17 protein-coding genes are annotated in these 15,680 nt (G+C 46.9%); 15 read left to right on the top strand and 2 right to left on the bottom strand.

Annotated features, from left to right (window positions below; translation table 11 throughout):
- The first annotated feature begins 44 nt into the window (after positions 1-44).
- The 13 genes from acsC (at position 45) to EV210_RS10630 (ending at position 12,375) form a co-directional block, all read left to right on the top strand.
- Positions 45-1,379 (top strand): acetyl-CoA decarbonylase/synthase complex subunit gamma, encoded by a 1,335-nt coding sequence (acsC, locus tag EV210_RS10570; RefSeq protein WP_132079745.1) that lies wholly within the window; start codon positions 45-47, stop codon positions 1,377-1,379.
- A 115-nt stretch (positions 1,380-1,494) separates the two neighbouring features.
- Complete coding sequence (locus EV210_RS10575; RefSeq protein ID WP_243650509.1) at positions 1,495-3,393, top strand: ASKHA domain-containing protein; 1,899 nt, start codon at positions 1,495-1,497, stop codon at positions 3,391-3,393.
- A gap of 21 nt (positions 3,394-3,414) precedes the next feature.
- Positions 3,415-4,167: an ATP-binding protein gene (locus EV210_RS10580; protein ID WP_132079748.1), complete on the top strand. Its 753-nt coding sequence runs from the start codon at positions 3,415-3,417 to the stop codon at positions 4,165-4,167.
- A gap of 20 nt (positions 4,168-4,187) precedes the next feature.
- The gene (gene cdhD / locus EV210_RS10585; protein ID WP_132079752.1) at positions 4,188-5,162 is read left to right on the top strand and encodes a CO dehydrogenase/acetyl-CoA synthase subunit delta; all 975 of its coding nucleotides are present in this window, start codon (positions 4,188-4,190) and stop codon (positions 5,160-5,162) included.
- 33 nt (positions 5,163-5,195) lie between these two features.
- Positions 5,196-5,990 carry a methyltetrahydrofolate cobalamin methyltransferase gene (locus tag EV210_RS10590; protein WP_132079754.1) on the top strand — a complete coding sequence of 265 codons (795 nt, stop codon included), beginning with the start codon at positions 5,196-5,198 and terminating at the stop codon, positions 5,988-5,990.
- A 149-nt stretch (positions 5,991-6,139) separates the two neighbouring features.
- Entirely contained in the window at positions 6,140-6,553 is a 414-nt protein-coding gene (locus tag EV210_RS10595; protein WP_132079757.1) for a DUF3842 family protein, read from the top strand.
- Positions 6,554-6,600: 47 nt separating this feature from the next.
- On the top strand, positions 6,601-6,807 hold the full coding sequence (locus EV210_RS10600) for a CooT family nickel-binding protein (RefSeq protein WP_132079760.1): 207 nt from the start codon (positions 6,601-6,603) through the stop codon (positions 6,805-6,807).
- 28 nt (positions 6,808-6,835) lie between these two features.
- Positions 6,836-7,036: a CooT family nickel-binding protein gene (locus EV210_RS10605; protein ID WP_132079763.1), complete on the top strand. Its 201-nt coding sequence runs from the start codon at positions 6,836-6,838 to the stop codon at positions 7,034-7,036.
- 34 nt (positions 7,037-7,070) lie between these two features.
- A complete protein-coding gene (locus tag EV210_RS10610) occupies positions 7,071-8,381 on the top strand; it encodes a bifunctional folylpolyglutamate synthase/dihydrofolate synthase (RefSeq protein ID WP_132079766.1) in 1,311 nt (436 codons plus the stop codon).
- Positions 8,378-8,974: a 5-formyltetrahydrofolate cyclo-ligase gene (locus EV210_RS10615; protein WP_132079769.1), complete on the top strand. Its 597-nt coding sequence runs from the start codon at positions 8,378-8,380 to the stop codon at positions 8,972-8,974. Before EV210_RS10610 ends, EV210_RS10615 begins: the two co-directional genes overlap by 4 nt.
- Positions 8,975-9,113: 139 nt before the next feature.
- Positions 9,114-10,946 carry an ASKHA domain-containing protein gene (locus EV210_RS10620; protein WP_132079772.1) on the top strand — a complete coding sequence of 611 codons (1,833 nt, stop codon included), beginning with the start codon at positions 9,114-9,116 and terminating at the stop codon, positions 10,944-10,946.
- Positions 10,946-11,662 carry a GntR family transcriptional regulator gene (locus EV210_RS10625; RefSeq protein WP_132079775.1) on the top strand — a complete coding sequence of 239 codons (717 nt, stop codon included), beginning with the start codon at positions 10,946-10,948 and terminating at the stop codon, positions 11,660-11,662. The genes EV210_RS10620 and EV210_RS10625 overlap by 1 nt, the downstream gene beginning before the upstream one ends.
- A 2-nt stretch (positions 11,663-11,664) precedes the next feature.
- Positions 11,665-12,375, top strand: coding sequence for a DUF1638 domain-containing protein (locus EV210_RS10630; RefSeq protein ID WP_243650510.1), 711 nt, complete (start codon positions 11,665-11,667; stop codon positions 12,373-12,375).
- A gap of 28 nt (positions 12,376-12,403) precedes the next feature.
- Here the strand turns inward: EV210_RS10630 and EV210_RS10635 are convergent, their stop codons facing one another.
- Both EV210_RS10635 and EV210_RS10640 read right to left on the bottom strand, forming a co-directional pair.
- Positions 12,404-13,087 (bottom strand): aspartate/glutamate racemase family protein, encoded by a 684-nt coding sequence (locus EV210_RS10635; protein WP_132079778.1) that lies wholly within the window; start codon positions 13,085-13,087, stop codon positions 12,404-12,406.
- A 14-nt stretch (positions 13,088-13,101) separates the two neighbouring features.
- Positions 13,102-13,584: a peptide deformylase gene (locus EV210_RS10640; RefSeq protein ID WP_341539054.1), complete on the bottom strand. Its 483-nt coding sequence runs from the start codon at positions 13,582-13,584 to the stop codon at positions 13,102-13,104.
- A gap of 102 nt (positions 13,585-13,686) precedes the next feature.
- On the opposite strand from EV210_RS10640, the gene EV210_RS10645 reads away from it, so the two are divergent.
- Both EV210_RS10645 and EV210_RS10650 read left to right on the top strand, forming a co-directional pair.
- Positions 13,687-15,069 carry an aminotransferase-like domain-containing protein gene (locus tag EV210_RS10645; RefSeq protein WP_132079784.1) on the top strand — a complete coding sequence of 461 codons (1,383 nt, stop codon included), beginning with the start codon at positions 13,687-13,689 and terminating at the stop codon, positions 15,067-15,069.
- Between the two features lie 101 nt (positions 15,070-15,170).
- Complete coding sequence (locus tag EV210_RS10650; RefSeq protein ID WP_132079787.1) at positions 15,171-15,536, top strand: hypothetical protein; 366 nt, start codon at positions 15,171-15,173, stop codon at positions 15,534-15,536.
- Positions 15,537-15,680: the final 144 nt, after the last annotated feature.

Genomic DNA, 15,680 nt, shown 5'->3' on the forward strand with positions numbered 1-15,680 from the left:
CAGTACCAATATTTAGCCACACAAAAGAGAAAGGGGACAACAGTATGGCTTTAACAGGATTAGATATTTTCAAACAACTTCCCAAAAAGAATTGTAAGGAATGCGGGGCTCCAACCTGTCTGGCTTTCGCTATGTCGCTGGCCGGAGGAAAAGCGTCGCTGGAACAGTGCCCATACGTATCGGAAGAGGCGAAAGAAAACCTGGGTGCAGCAGCAGCTCCGCCCATCCGGCTGGTTACTGTGGGTGTCGGTGAGAATGCATTAGCCCTGGGAGATGAAACGGTTATTTACCGGCATGACAAAACCTTTTGTCACCCCACCGGCTTTGCAATCACCGTAAATGACACTCTGACCGCCGGTGACGTAACAGCCAAAATCGCCAAAATTAACGATCTGAAAGTGGAAAGGGTCGGTCAGCAACTGGCAGTTAGCGCTATTGCCATTATTAATGCGTCGAAGGATGCGGCGACTTTTAAAGAAGTCGCCGCCAAGGTCGCCGCCCAAACAACCTTGCCACTGATTCTTGTCAGCGAAAATGTTGCCGCCCTTGAAGCGGCACTGCCGGTCATTGCGGACAAGAAGCCTCTGGTCTACGCCGCGACAGCTGACAATTATCAAAAAGTGGTGGAACTTGCCAAAGCCCATAGCTGCCCGGTTGTAGTAAAAGGCAGTACTCTGGCGGATACGGCTGAACTGGTGGAAAAAATTGCACCCTTGTACAAGGAATTGGTGATCGACACAGGAAGCCGGGGCACCTCCCAAGTCCTAGCCGACCAGACGCAAATTCGCCGGCTGGCGGTCAAAAAGAAATTCCGGCCCTTCGGCTATCCGACAATTACCTTCACGACTTCCGAGGACCCCCGGGAAGAAGTCATTCAGGCCAGTGTTTATGTAGCTAAATTCGGCGGCATTATTGTCTTAAAGGCCGATGAAAAGTCGCAGATTTTGCCTCTGCTGGCCTGGCGGCAGAATGTTTATACCGACCCGCAAAAGCCTATTGCGGTCGAGGCTAAAATTTATGAAGTTGGGGCAGTGAGTCCCGACTCTCCCGTATATATCTGCACGAATTTCGCTCTTACCTATTTTGCAGTCGAAGGAGAAGTTTCCGGCAGTAAAATTCCCGGATACATTTTGCCTGTCGATACTGACGGGACCTCTGTCCTTACTTCATGGGCCTCAGGTAAATTCAGCGCCGACTCTATTTCAGACTTCCTGGAAAGCTCAGGAATTAAAGCGAAAGTAAACCATAATACTTGTGTTCTTCCCGGGTATACCGCGGTACTCAGCGGCAAACTCAAGGAAAAATCCGGGTGGAATGTACTGGTTGGACCACAGGAAGCTGCAGGTATACCTGCTTTTGCCAAATCTCATTTCGTATAACAATAACAGGAAATCTGCGGCAGAGAAATACCAAAAGTATGTTAGCACCCAATGTAGTATTTGTGACCAGCCAGAACCCTTGCCTTTGGGCAATTATTAGAGCGGAGGTCTATCAGTGAAAAGTTCCAACGCACCAGTGCAAAGGTATAACATACTCTTTCAACCCGATAATATTTTGGTTGAAGTTGACGCCGGTGTTGACTTACTAACAGGGGCCCGAAAAGCAAACATTGAGATACAATGCAGCTGCGGCGGAGGCGGTACATGCGGGAAATGCTTACTGCGAGTGGTAAGCGGATCAATCAAATCCAAGGGCCATTCAACCCGCGACGGGTGGTCGGTTGCCTGCCAGACCTGTGTCGCGGGGGATGTAGTTGTTGAAATACCGGCGTCTTCCCGGGTTGCTTCGTCTCAGGTGTTACTTGATGACCACTGCGATATGCTGACAGACGGGCCTGATTTACAGTCGGCGTTTCCTTTTGATCCATTATGCAAAAAGGTTACGCTCCAGATACCTCCCCCCAGCATTGTGGATCCCAGCAGTGATACCAGCCGAATGCTGTTTGCGCTACAAAAAGTCACAGGACTGAAAAACGTTCAACTGGAGCTGGAGCAAGTGCGAACCCTGGCTGAAACTCTGCGCGGCTGCGATTGGTGCATTGATGTAACCTATGCGTCCGTCGGGGAAGCAGTCCGTATCATCAGCATTGATGCTCCAAGTGGCAACAGCCCGCTCTGGGGGATTGCGGTAGACATCGGCACTACAACGGTAGTGGTCTATCTGGTAGACCTGCTTTCCGGAGCGGTAACCGGGAAAGCGGGAACCCATAATAAGCAAGCGCGGTTTGGCGACGATGTGATCAGCCGCATTATCTATACCGATGAAGAAACGGATGGGCTGGAAGTGCTTCAACAGGCCGTAGTGGATACAATCAACGGCCTGATAGCAACCCTTGTCGCCAAATATCGCATCGAAGCAAGTGACATCCGCGCCGTGGTTGCGGCGGGAAACACAACGATGGCCCATCTGTTTTTCGGGGTTGATCCGCGGTATATCCGTCTGGAACCGTATGTTCCGGCCGTCAGCCAGTTTCCGGTCGTAAAAGCCAGGGAACTGGGTCTAAAGGTTCATTCCGAGGCGGTGGTCTATAACTTTCCGGCGGTAGCAAGCTATGTCGGCGGCGATATCGTAGCCGGGACACTGGTCAATGGCATGGCCGAAGAAGACGCTGTGACCCTCTTTATCGACATAGGAACCAATGGAGAAATGGTATTGGGGAACAAAGACTGGTTGGTAAGCTGTTCCTGCTCCGCCGGTCCTGCCTTTGAGGGGGCAGGCATTACCAACGGTATGCGGGCCACCCAGGGGGCCATTGAACGGGTTGTCATCGATAAAAAGACCTACGAAGTGACGTATTCGGTTATCGGCCAAGGGAGGCCAGTGGGCATCTGCGGTTCGGGACTAATCGACGCGCTGGCCGAAATGCGGGAAGCCGGAGTGATTGACCGGGCCGGCAAGATGCAGGAACTGCCCACACCGCGTATCCGCAAAGCAGAAGATGGTATTGAGTTTGTGCTGGCTTGGGCCGATGAGGCCGGTCACGGCCTGGATGTAGTTATAACCGAGGCGGACGTAAAAAACCTGCTGCGGGCAAAAGGGGCGGTATACGCGGGAGTACGCTGCCTGTTAAAGACCGTGAATATGGAGCAGTCCGATATCGAACAGATTTACATAGCCGGCGGGTTTGGCAGCTATTTGAGTATTGCGGATGCCGTGGAGATCGGGATGCTGCCTGATATTGGGACTGCTAAATACCAATTTTTCGGCAATGCATCGGTTAAAGGGGCCTATGCTGCATTGACGGCCGCATCCGCGATAAAAGCTGCCGGAAAACTGGCTGAGCACATTACTTATGTCGAGCTGTCGGCAGGTAATGTATTTATGGAAGAATTCATTTCGGCGCTGTTTCTGCCGCATACCGATTTAAGCTTATTTCCGTCGGCCGGCAGTTGACAAAACCAGGAGGGATACATTGTGACAAAGCAAATCGCAGTAGCCGGAAAAGGTGGAACCGGAAAAACTACCTTTACTTCATTACTAATACGCTATTTAATTGAACACCAAAAGCGCCCCATCTTGGCTGTTGATGCCGATCCGAACGCCAATCTAAACGAAGCGTTGGGAATGGGGCTGGGTGAAACCATTTCGGATATCATTGCCCGGACCAAAGACCCTCATGGCCTTCCGGCAGGCATGACCCAGGAACCTTATATTGAATACAAGCTTCAAGCAGCCCTCGAAGAAACGAAGGATGTCGACTTGTTGGTTATGGGCGGGCCTGACGGGCCGGGATGTTATTGTTTCCCTAACAACATTCTGCGCAAACACCTGGAAATTTTAGCGGATAATTATGCTTATGTCGTCATGGATAACGAGGCCGGCCTGGAGCATATCAGCCGGCGGGTAACAGGCAATATTGATATCTTGTTTATCGTGAGCGACGCCTCCGCGCGAGCCATTCGTTCCGCAGGACGGGTTCACGAACTGGTCAAAAAATTAAACTCGCGGATTAAGGAAATCTATCTTATTGTGACCAAAAATCACGCAGGAGATATCGAGACCCTGCAACAGGAAATAGCCGCTACGGGCTTGGACCTGATCGGGACGATTCCCTATGACGCCGAAGTGGCCCGCTATGATGTGGAAGGCAAGCCGCTCATTGAACTGCCAGCCACTTCCGGCGCGGTGATTGCCGTCAATCAGATATGCAGCAAAGTAAACGTATGATAAAAGAAAGGAGCGGTATTATGGCCTTGCAAATTATCAAAGAAAGAAACACCGGGAAAATCAACACAGTGACTATCGGGGCAACGAAAGATGCAGGGGGAACCCGGACCAGTGTCGTAACCGTTGGGGGAGATACGGCATTACCATTCTTGCATTTTGAAGGTGACTTTCCCTATAAACCGGTCATCGCTATGGAGGTTCAAAGCCGTCTGCCGGAGGAATGGAATGCAACCGTGAAGGCGCCCTTTGCCGATGTGCTCGATAACCCGGCTGCCTGGGCTAAAAAATGCGTAGAAGAATTCGGCGCGGAGATGATCTATCTCAAACTTTCCGGCGCTGATCCCGATCTGGAGAATCATTCGCCCGAAGAATGCGTCAAGATCGTAAAAGATGTGCTGGCCGCGGTGGGGGTTCCGCTTATTGTCGCTGGATCAGGCGATGAGGAAAAAGACAATCAGGTTATGCCACTGGTGGCCGAGGCGGCAGCCGGTGAGAAATTGCTGATTGGTGTAGCCGAACAGAACAATTATAAATCGATCGTGGCGGCTGCCATGGTTCACAACCATAATCTAATCGCCTTAACCCCGTGTGATATTAATATCTGCAAACAACTGAATATTCTTATTACTGAAATGGGTCTTCCCGTGGACAGAATTGTAGTCGATCCCGGTGCGGGCGGCTTAGGGTATGGCATAGAGTATACGTACTCAATCCTCGAAAGAGGACGGCTGGGTGCGCTGCAGGGAGACAAGATGCTTTCTACGCCGATTATTGTCACTGCCGGCTATGAAGCCTGGCGCGCCAAAGAGGCCAATGCGCCTGAGACCGATTTTCCCGCATGGGGAAATCAGGCTGAACGCGGCATTCTCTGGGAAGCAATGACTGCTACCGCCCTCTTGGAAGGTGGCGTCAACATCCTCGTTATGCGTCATCCGGAAGCCGTCAATCTGGTGCGGAAGAATATTGCGGAACTAATGATTTCCCAGGCAATATAAGAACCTGATACCGAAATAGTAGGAGGAATGCATATGATTATGATTGGCGAAAGAATTAACGGTATGTTCAAGGATATAGGCAAAGCCGTCGTAGAATGGGATCCTAAGCCGCTGCAGGAATGGGCGAAAAAACAGGAATTGGCCGGTGCTCATTATTTGGATATCAATACCGGCCCTAATGCCGAAGATCAGGTCAAATCCTTAAAATGGATGGCTGAATCTGTCCAGGAAGTGACGAACTTACCTCTCTGTCTGGACTGCACTAACTTCGATGCCATTGAGGCTGCGCTAAAAATACTCAAACGGCCGGGGATGATTAATTCATGCAAATGTGAACAAGCCGAAATCGACCGGCTGTTCCCCCTTGCTGTCGAGTACAATGCAGCCCTTATCGCTCTTTGCATGACCAATAAGGGCGTTCCCAAAAGCGCGGAGGACCGGACCGCTTTCGCCATGGAGCTGGTGGCTAACGCCGACGCCTACGGATTGCCTTTCGAAGATCTGTATCTTGATCCTATCGTTCTGCCGGTCAATGTAGCCCAGGAACACGCCGTCGAGGTATTGGAAACGATTCGCCAGATTAAAACTCTTTCCAATCCGGCGCCCCGGACAACGGTAGGCTTGAGTAATGTATCCCAGAAAACGCCCCATCGGCCGTTGATTAACCGGACCTTTGCCGTAATGGCAATGGCAGCCGGCCTGGATTCCGCCATTATGGATGTCAACGATGAACTTATGGTCGACGCCATCGCAACCGCCCGGTTGGTCCTGAACAAGGACATTTATTGCGACTCCTATCAAAAAGTGTTTCGGCAGCACTCCAGCTGATTGGGTAAGGTTACGAGAAAGTGGGCTTCGTCCGCTATTAAATATAACCCGGTCATTTCGGCCGGGTTATATTTTAAAATCGGTTATTGCCGGGGATTTTTACGATTCGATTGGCGGTTCCTAGCCGGCTTACGGAGGGGATTGATATCATGAAGGTAGCTGTAGTTGACGGTCAAGGAGGCGGCATCGGCAAAGCTATTACCGAGAAATTGCGCAAAGAGTTCGGGGAGAGAATGGAAATTTATGCTTTTGGTACAAATGCTCTGGCGACGGCGGCACTCCTTAAGGCTGGGGCAAATGAAGGCGCTACCGGTGAAAATGCTATCATTCAGAATATGTCTGAAATGGACATTATTGTCGGTCCCTTAGGGATCATTGTCGCCCATTCCATGCTGGGAGAACTTACACCACGAATGGCGGAAGCTATTGCCAAGAGCAAGGCGAGGAAATTGCTGCTGCCGATTAACCGTGTCCGCATTGACGTGATAGGGGCTAAGGCAGAGCCGCTGCCCCATTTAGTCAACGAATTGCTTCTGCAGGTTAAAACGGTATGGAAGGATTAAAAGGGGAAGTAAACCGCGCTTCAAGGAAATGAGGGGAGGAATTTATCATGTGTGAAGTAAATGCATACCGGTATGAGAATGGAAAAGTGGAATTCATTTTGGAAAGTGTCGATAAAGTAGTTTTCACCGACACCGGGTTAGATTTGAAAAATAGTTTCGGTCAGAGAAAAACGATTGATGGGAAGATCATGGAGTTTGCGATGGTAGGTCATCGTATGATCTTCTACATGCTGAACCGCCTGGAGGAAAAGTAACAAAGCATAAAGATCTGGAGGAATTACTATGTGTGAAGCAAACGCATATCTGGTTGAAAACGGTCAGGAGAACCTGATATTGGAAAGTGTTGATAAAGTAGTGCCAACCGGCACGGAAGTATATCTGCAAAATATTTTCGGCCAACAAAAAACGATAAAAGGGAGAATCAAGGAGTTATTGCTGGTAGATCACCGTATCATCCTGGAACGTTTTACACCGCAAGAGTGAGTGGTAGCAGCTTCAACTGCAGGAGGGGATTTGGGTGACCTATGAACAAGCACTGGAGTATCTTGCTTCTTTGAATAAATTCGGCATCAACTTCGGTTTGGCGCGGATCGAAAAATTGCTGAGCCTTATGGGCCACCCTGAACGGCGCTTCAAAGTTGTCCATATTACTGGCTCTAACGGCAAAGGCTCGACGTCAGCGATGCTGGAAGCCGTTTTGCGGGCCTCGGGGATCAAGACAGCCTTGTATACTTCGCCGCACTTGGTCGAGTATACCGAGCGCATGATGGTTAACGGTCAACCGATAGACCGGCAGGAATTCGCCGCTGCAATCGAGTATACCGGGAATTTGGTCGCCGCAATGGCATGCTCCGGCAGCGAGCATCCTACTGAGTTTGAAGTGCTTACTGCCGCAGCTTTTCACTATTTCGCGGCGGCGGCGGTGGACTATGCCGTAATTGAGGTGGGCTTGGGAGGGCTGCTTGATTCGACGAATGTTGTTATACCTGAGGCAGCAGTGATCACGAATGTGACCCTGGAGCATACTGACCGATGCGGCAGCACGGTGGCGGAGATTGCCCGACATAAAGCCGGCATAATCAAGCAAGGCGTGCCAGTGATTACCGCAGCCAAAGGCGCGGCTCTGGAAGTTATTCAGGCGGAAGCTGTTAATAAAGCGGCGCCGCTTTACAGCTTGGGACAGGATTTCTCCGCAGCGGTTATGCGGCAGGAAGGATACCGGCAGGTCGTGGCTGTTACCTCCAGTCAATACGGCGACTTTGGTCATTTTACCACCAATCTTCTTGGTTGGCATCAAGCGGAGAATAGCGCGGTAGGAGTAATGACGTCCCTGATTCTTGCCGAAAAGGAATCGAAGATAACGCTGGCCGCAATTCGCGCAGGTCTGACTGAAGTTTATTGGCCCGGGCGGTTTGAAGTGGTAAAAGATCAGCCGGTGGTAGTGATTGATGGAGCCCATAATCCGGACGGCGCCAGGGCCCTAAGAAGGACACTGGATGAAGTGTTTTTCGGGAAAAATATCACTTTTCTTCTTGGGATTCTTGCTGACAAAGATATAGGCGGTATTACCGGCGAACTTGTCCGATCCAGTGACGACGTCGTTATTGTGCGACCGCTATCTGAACGGGGGGCGGAGCCGGATGCGGTCGCCACGCAGCTTGGGGGTAAGGCCAAAGCGATAGAATTGGCAGCTTCCATTGGTGAAGGGTATAAAAAAGCGCGCTTGTTGGCCGGGCCGGGCGGGGTAGTTTGCGTGACAGGGTCCCTGTACCTGATTGGGCCGGCCAGAAAGGTGATCTACGAGGGCATTGGGGGAGCGGCAGGATGACACAGGGAGCATTGCAGGAAGAAAAACAGCGGCTGCGCCGGGAGATGAGGGAGAAAAGACGCAGTCTTTCTGCTGCGGAGGTGGCTAGCCGCAGTGCACAAATTGCCAGTCAGTTTTGCTGCTGGCCATTGTACCAGGACAGCGGGACGGTTATGTTCTATCTTTCCATGCCGGATGAAGTCCAGACTGAATGCATGATTCAAGATGCCCTGAGACGGAAAAAACGGGTATGTGTACCACTTTTAGGAGAGAAATACGGTGAAATGACTGCAGCTACGATCACAAATCTCGATGACTTGGTGATAGGTAAACTGGGTTTGAAAATGCCTGATCCGGGTAAGACCGGGATTATTTCGCCTGCTGATATCGATGTGGTGGTGGTACCGGCGGTTGCTTTTGATCGCGCAGGGAACCGTCTGGGAATGGGTGCGGGGTATTATGACCGGTTTTTAGCTCAGGCTCAGGGATGTCTGTCGCTGGGAGTTACTTGGGCCTGTCAACTGGTGGATAAAATCCCTGCAGAGGAATACGATATTCGGATGCAATGGTTACTGACGGAAGAGGGGTTCTGGTCTTGCAGCGGTGAAGGTTGAGATGACGATAAATTAAAACCATGAGGATTGAATAAAGCTTATCTTGTACTATTGGTTTCAAGTTTTAGTTTTCTATGATATTATGATAATAATATGGATTTTTATAATGCTGGTTAAGATGTAAGCAAGGTGATGGCCTATGGAAAAGCCGGATTGTCAATGGACGGGGGCGGCCGATGGTTACCAGTTGGTAGTTGAAGGGGTTGAGCAGTCGCTGCCTTGTTCCACCGCTAAGACCGTTTTACAAGCCTTGAGCGATGGTGAGATATTCGTCGAGGCCAACTGTGGCGGTAGAGGCGTCTGCGGTAAATGCAAAATACAGGTGATCCATGGTGCGGTTACTGGTCTGGATCGCAAGCCTGCCAAGCAGCTGCAGCCAAATATATATTTAGCATGCCAAATCCGGCCGGAGGAAAATCTTTTTGCGAGACTGAAGAGGGCTGAAGTCAGTACCAAGGGCAATATTGCCGAAAAGTTCGCCATTGAGGGTCAGCCGGTCCTGGAAAAGAAAGTATTGACGCCTGATTCCTACATGGTGGGTCAGCCTTTTTCACTGTGCGAAATGGTTGACCGTCTTTTGCTAACAGCAACGCCTGTTTCCGATGAGTTACGGAGGCGTTTGGTTCAGGCTATGGAAACCGCTCCCCAGCAGTTGACAGTTGTGATGGTTAATAACGAACCCATTATAATTGAAGCGGGTGATACGTCCCAAGCTTTATTTGGATTGGCGTTTGACATAGGTACAACAACAGTGGTGGGAATGTTGATTGATTTCAATGAGCGAAAAGTCATCGCTATTTGCTCGGAAACCAATCCGCAAGCTGCCTTTGGAGCGGATGTTGTTTCAAGGATTACGGCCACTGAGAAACCTGGTAACCTCGGGGCTCAAGCCAGAGCCATCAGACAATGTCTGAATCGGATTATCCAGGAACTGTGTGATTCAACTAAGGTTCTTCCCAATGAGATCTATGCGTTATCCATTGCAGGCAACTCCACCATGGAGCATTTATTGATGGAGGTATCTCCATTGTGCCTTGTGCGCAAACCTTATTCAGCCTGTTTTCAATATATAAAACCGTTTTCACCTAGAGAGTGCGGCCTGAATATCAATTGTGACGGAAAAGTACTGTTGTTGCCTAATACCACCGGTTTTATCGGAGCGGACACAATCGCGGCGGTTATTGCAGTCGATCAGGATATATCACCAGAACTGTTCCTGATTGTGGATCTTGGGACCAATGGTGAAATGACATTGGGTAACAGCGAGAAAATATTTGCCTGTTCTACAGCTGCCGGTTCTGCCTTTGAGGGGGCTCATATCCGGGACGGCATGCGGGCTTCTACCGGCGCGATTACCGATGTGTCTATCGACGACGAGGTCCGGGTTAAGACGATCGGTGGCGGTAAGCCTTTGGGAATATGCGGCGTAGGTGTCGTTAAAGCCATAGCGGAACTGCTGAAGCAAAAGATCATTACGTCCAGCGGTCGATTTAACCGGGAGTTTGGCGGAATCCCTCTCAGTCTGAAAGGTCGCCTGAAATATAACAACGACCAATGGGAGTTTGTCCTTGTTGACGCAGCAGATTCTGCAAACGGTTACGATATTTCAATTACCCAGGCTGATATCCGAAAAATTCAACTTGCTAAGTCGGCTATCTGTTCGGGAATACAAATACTGCTGGAGAAAGAAAAAACGATCGACAAAATGCCGGTCTTACTTGCTGGGGCCTTTGGCAATTATATTGATATTGAAAGTGCAATAGTTATCGGCATGCTGCCCGGCTTTAACCGGGAGCAGGTCAGGTCTATCGGCAATGCGGCCGGGATGGGGGCAGTTCACACGTTGTTATCCAAAGAGAAATTGGCACGGTGTATTCGTATATCCAGACAGATTGAATGTATTGAATTGGCAGCTCATCCCGATTTTTCAAAAAAATTTCTAGCAAATTTAGCCTTCCCTGAGGTGCTGTAATGAGAAAGCTAATGCCAATGTACTACCGTTTAGCCTACGATATAAAACTTGATATTGAATCCGGTAAGCTAAAAGAAGGAGATATGATTCCTACCGAGGAGCAGTTAGGCGAAATGTATGGAATCAGCCGGATGACTGTGCGTCAGGGAATAGCCCTTTTGACTGAAGCGGGGCTAATTGAGACGCTAAAAGGGAAAGGGAGTTTTGTCCGTCTCCCGAAATTGAATCAACTTGTTATCAATTTTCATAATGCCTCCTCCACTGACGGGGAGCAGTTTCGCTATAAGCTGCTGAGTGCCAAGATGGTCTACGACAACCATAGTTACGCTCAACAACTGGGACTTGCGCCGGATGATAAAGTGATTCTATTAAGGAGCCTGCTTTATAAGGATGATCTGCCGAGTGCTATTGAAGAGAAATACATGCGTTATCTCAGGGGGAAGCCCTTGCTTGAAACCCAACTGGAATATGCTGCATTTCCCGAAGTGATTGCCAAGCACCAGGACAGCGTACCGGTGCGGAATGAAATGGTGATATCTGTTGATGTTTTATCGCTAGAGCAGGCTAATTTATTAGAGACAGAACCGTTTCAACCGGTCATGGTCATAACACAAGTCATTTACTCCAAGGACGATGTGCCGCTCGGGATTTCGCGAATGGTCTGCCATAAAGACAGATTCCAGCTGAATGCCACCTCCTATCTAGGAAGGCTGTGAACGTGGTCAATGCTAACTACGGGCAGGTGGCTAAGCTGCGGATGTACATTTTAGCTTGTCGGACCATTCGGGATGAACTGCAATTAGCGATGAAAGAAACAGGAATAAATTATCCTGTCGTTTATGTCGATTCAGGATCATACCCTAGCAGGGAATCTCTCCATCGGAGTATTCAAGCAGAAGTTGATAAAATAAATAACGCAGATGTTATTCTTATGGTCTTGGGTTATTGTGGCAACAGCCTAATGGAGATAAAGTCATCCAGCTGCAAAATCGTTATCCCGAGGGTTAATGATTGTATTGCATTATTGTTGGGATCAGCCGATGAGAGAAAGAAAAAGTCTCAGGAAATGAATACTTATTTTTTCACTCAGGGCTGGCTGGAGCATGAGAAAAATATTCTAAGGGAATACGAACGGTGTATGACTCTTTATGGCCCAGAGCAGACCTTGCGGGTGATGAAAACGATGCTGGGAAATTATCGCCGGTTTATAGTAATCAATACAGGAGCCTATCCTCTTGAAGCTGTTGTGCCCAAAGTCCGGGAATGTGCCCGAAAACTAAACATGCTTCACGAGATTGTCCCGGGGTCGCTGCGATTATTGCATAAATTGTTGCTGGGACAATGGGATGAGGAGTTTATCGTACTTGAGCCGGGGCAAGAAATCACAATAGACGATATTTGTATGGCGAAAGGGACTGGCTCGAGTTGAGCCAGTCCCTTTTTAACAGTTGCTTTCACTACCTGTTACACACATATTTTAAAGTTTTTTCACAATGTATTTGTAAAGAATTTAAAAGACAATGGTCCGTGTCATTTTGTGACAGCAGCTGCGGAAGCTCAGTGCATCCTAAAATCACGCTGTCAACTGAATAGGATGAGATAATTTTCAAAAACGTTTGTTTTGATGCTTCGGTCGCTAAGTTGATCACTAGTTCAGAGAAAATAATTTTATTAATGATTTCTTGTTCTTCTACTGTTGGCGTAATTACCTCTATTCCATATTTTGCAAGGCCTGTCTGATAAAAATTGCTTCGCATTGTGTAAGCGATGCCAGTTAAAAGTAATTTTTTCAGACCTAAATCACGCGCTTTTTGTCCAACCGCATCCACGATACTAAGTACTGGAATGGGAATATCGTTTCGAATTTCTTCCAAAACAGAATGCGGCGAGTTTGCTGCCATGATTGCAAAGTCCGCACCAGCTCTTTCCAGATTATGAAAGCTCTTAAGAATGTATTGTTTATATTCGTCGAGTTTATTTTCATTTTCCAGATCGGTAAAATATTGAAAATTTAAGCTTTCAATCACCATTTCGGGATAGTAGTAATGGTGATACTGTTCATAGAATAAATCATGCAGCATTTGATAATAATGAAGCGTAGATGCGGAACTGATTCCACCAATAATACCAATTTTTTTCATAGTAAACATCCTCTTTATTTCATATAAAATGAATGATTATCAATTGCCCGCATAGTTGCGAGTATCCCATCCAAATGATCATATTCATGCTGTAATAGTTCCGATAAATCCCCTTCCAATACCATTTCTTGTTCATTCCATTTCATGTCGCGGTAGAGAATACGGCTCTTTTTATGTCGTCGCACTTTCACAAGAAGGTTAGGAAAGGACATGCAATCATCCATAACCTCGATTTCTTCATCTCCAATGAGTTTTAACACTGGATTAATAAATACTGTAGGTTGATTAATGTACATATATATGATTCGCTTGTGAATTCCGATCTGTGGCGCAGCAATCGCCCTGCCAGCATGAAACTGATTCCGAAATGCAAGTAAAGTATCATGTAAATCTTGAATGACTGGTGATAATTGTGGTAGTTCCCTTTTTTCAACAGGACTGCTAATTTCATAGAGCTTTGGATTTCCCAATAGTAGGATTTCTTTTACTATTGTGATCCTCTCCTTTCACTGCATAAATTCTAATTCCAGTATAGTTTTGATAATGTGTGCAAGCAATGATAAAATTGTTTGCAGAACAATTTAGACAGGAGAGGGATTATGCCGGTTAATTCCTTTGAGAACTATCCTATGACGTGGAAACCACATATCAGTAAAAAAGGAAATGTTCCGCTTTACATTGAACTTGCCCGGGCCCTGGAACAGGATGTGCGGAATGGAAAACTAAACCCAAATGATAAATTACCTCCCCAAAGAGAACTTGCAGACTATTTAGATGTAAATTTGAGTACGATTGCCAGAGCATTCAAGTTATGTACGGCAAAAGGTTTAATTTCGGGGGAAGTTGGTCGTGGTACATATATTTCATCGGATGTTTTATCTAATTTTCCGATGTTAGATCAATGTGGCTTAGATCATTGCATTAACTTGGGTGCATCTCATCCATTATACGAACAAAACAAATACATTATAGACACTCTGAAACATATTATTAAAAAGGTTAATATTAGTAGTCTTTTCGAATATGCTGAACCTTCAGGGCGGCTTAGACATAAACAAAGTGGACAGAGCTGGCTTTCCCAATTCGGTCTACATGTTACTGCTGAAAAAATTCTTATATCATCTGGTCTGCAAAATTCACTAGCAATTATTTTGACTTCTCTTTTTCGTTTTGGAGATAAAATTGTTACAAATTCGGTTGTTTATCCTGGAATCAAGAACATTGCAAGTTCTTTAGGAATACAGTTGATACCTATACCGTATATAGGCGAAAATATGAATATTGATTATCTCATTCAGCTTTGTAAAAATGAAAGAATCAAGGGTATTTACGTTATTCCAGATCATCATAATCCTACAGCTATTTATATGAGTGAAAAGGAACGCGGGGATTTAGCGTCGATTATTAGACAATATGGTTTAATTTGCATAGAGGATGCTACCTATTCGTTCTTATCAGCCTCCCCCTATACGCCAATTACGAGTATGGTTCCTGAGCAGAGCATTTATATTTCTACGGTTTCAAATTCACTTTCTGCTGGCTTAAGAGTAGCATTTTTATCAATGCCATCGCCTTACTTAGAACAATTAAAGAAGGGAAATAGCGATATTAACGTTATGTCTGCTCCATTGGAGGTTGAAGTCACTTCTCAATTGATAAGCACTGGTGTTGCTCAAAAGATTGTGCAGGAAAAAATTACTCGCTTACAGCAACGCAATAAACTAGTTGATCAATACTTGTCAGGCTACTCGGTTCATGGCACCTTAAATTCACAATTTCGCTGGTTGACTTTGCCTCTGAAGTGGACCGGAAAACAGTTCGAAATGAGGGCAAAAGAAAATGGGGTGCAAGTGTTTTGTTGCGAACGCTTTATCGTTGGCAGCGCTGTAGTTGAACCAGCAATTCGGTTAGCAGTCAGCACCCCGAAAAATACTGATGAACTAGAATCAGGGTTACAGATCCTAAGGCATTTACTAGAATAAACCTAACTTATTACATGCTTCGAGATGCGGCTTAAAATAAGTCAAGTCGATGAATAAGTCAAGCCTGACCCCCTAAATGTATGCTGATTAAGGGTGATGTTATGAACCGTTACACAAAGGAAGATTTAGAAGAAGCCCTACTAATTATTTCTTCAATAATTATCAGATGTGAAAAGGCTCAACCCAAATTTGCGGAGGGTACCTCTCATCATACACTCCTGACGAATAGGATAAACGCAATGTATGTTTCAAAATCATTAATAACAGATGGAAATGGTAGACACAAATATACACAAGACGAACTGGTAGAAGCACTACGTCCCATATATTCGGTTATCAGCAAATGTGAAAAAGCAAAGCTGAAATTTGCAGAGGGAGCTTCTCATTATACTCGCTTTAAGAAAATGCTAAATGCAATGTATATTGCAAAATCACTAATAATTGATGAGATTAGCAACATAGGTTAACCGGTACGGCTCTTGAAAGGAAACGCCGGCTAGGGTGGTTTTGATAAACCATCTTAGCCGGCGTTATTTGATTGGTGGAATAAATTACCACATCTATTGAGATTTACATAGAACATATGTTCTGGTATTATGTGAATGGAGGTG

It is taken from the genome of Anaerospora hongkongensis (assembly GCF_004339805.1).
GTDB lineage: Bacteria > Bacillota > Negativicutes > Sporomusales > DSM-15969 > Anaerospora > Anaerospora hongkongensis.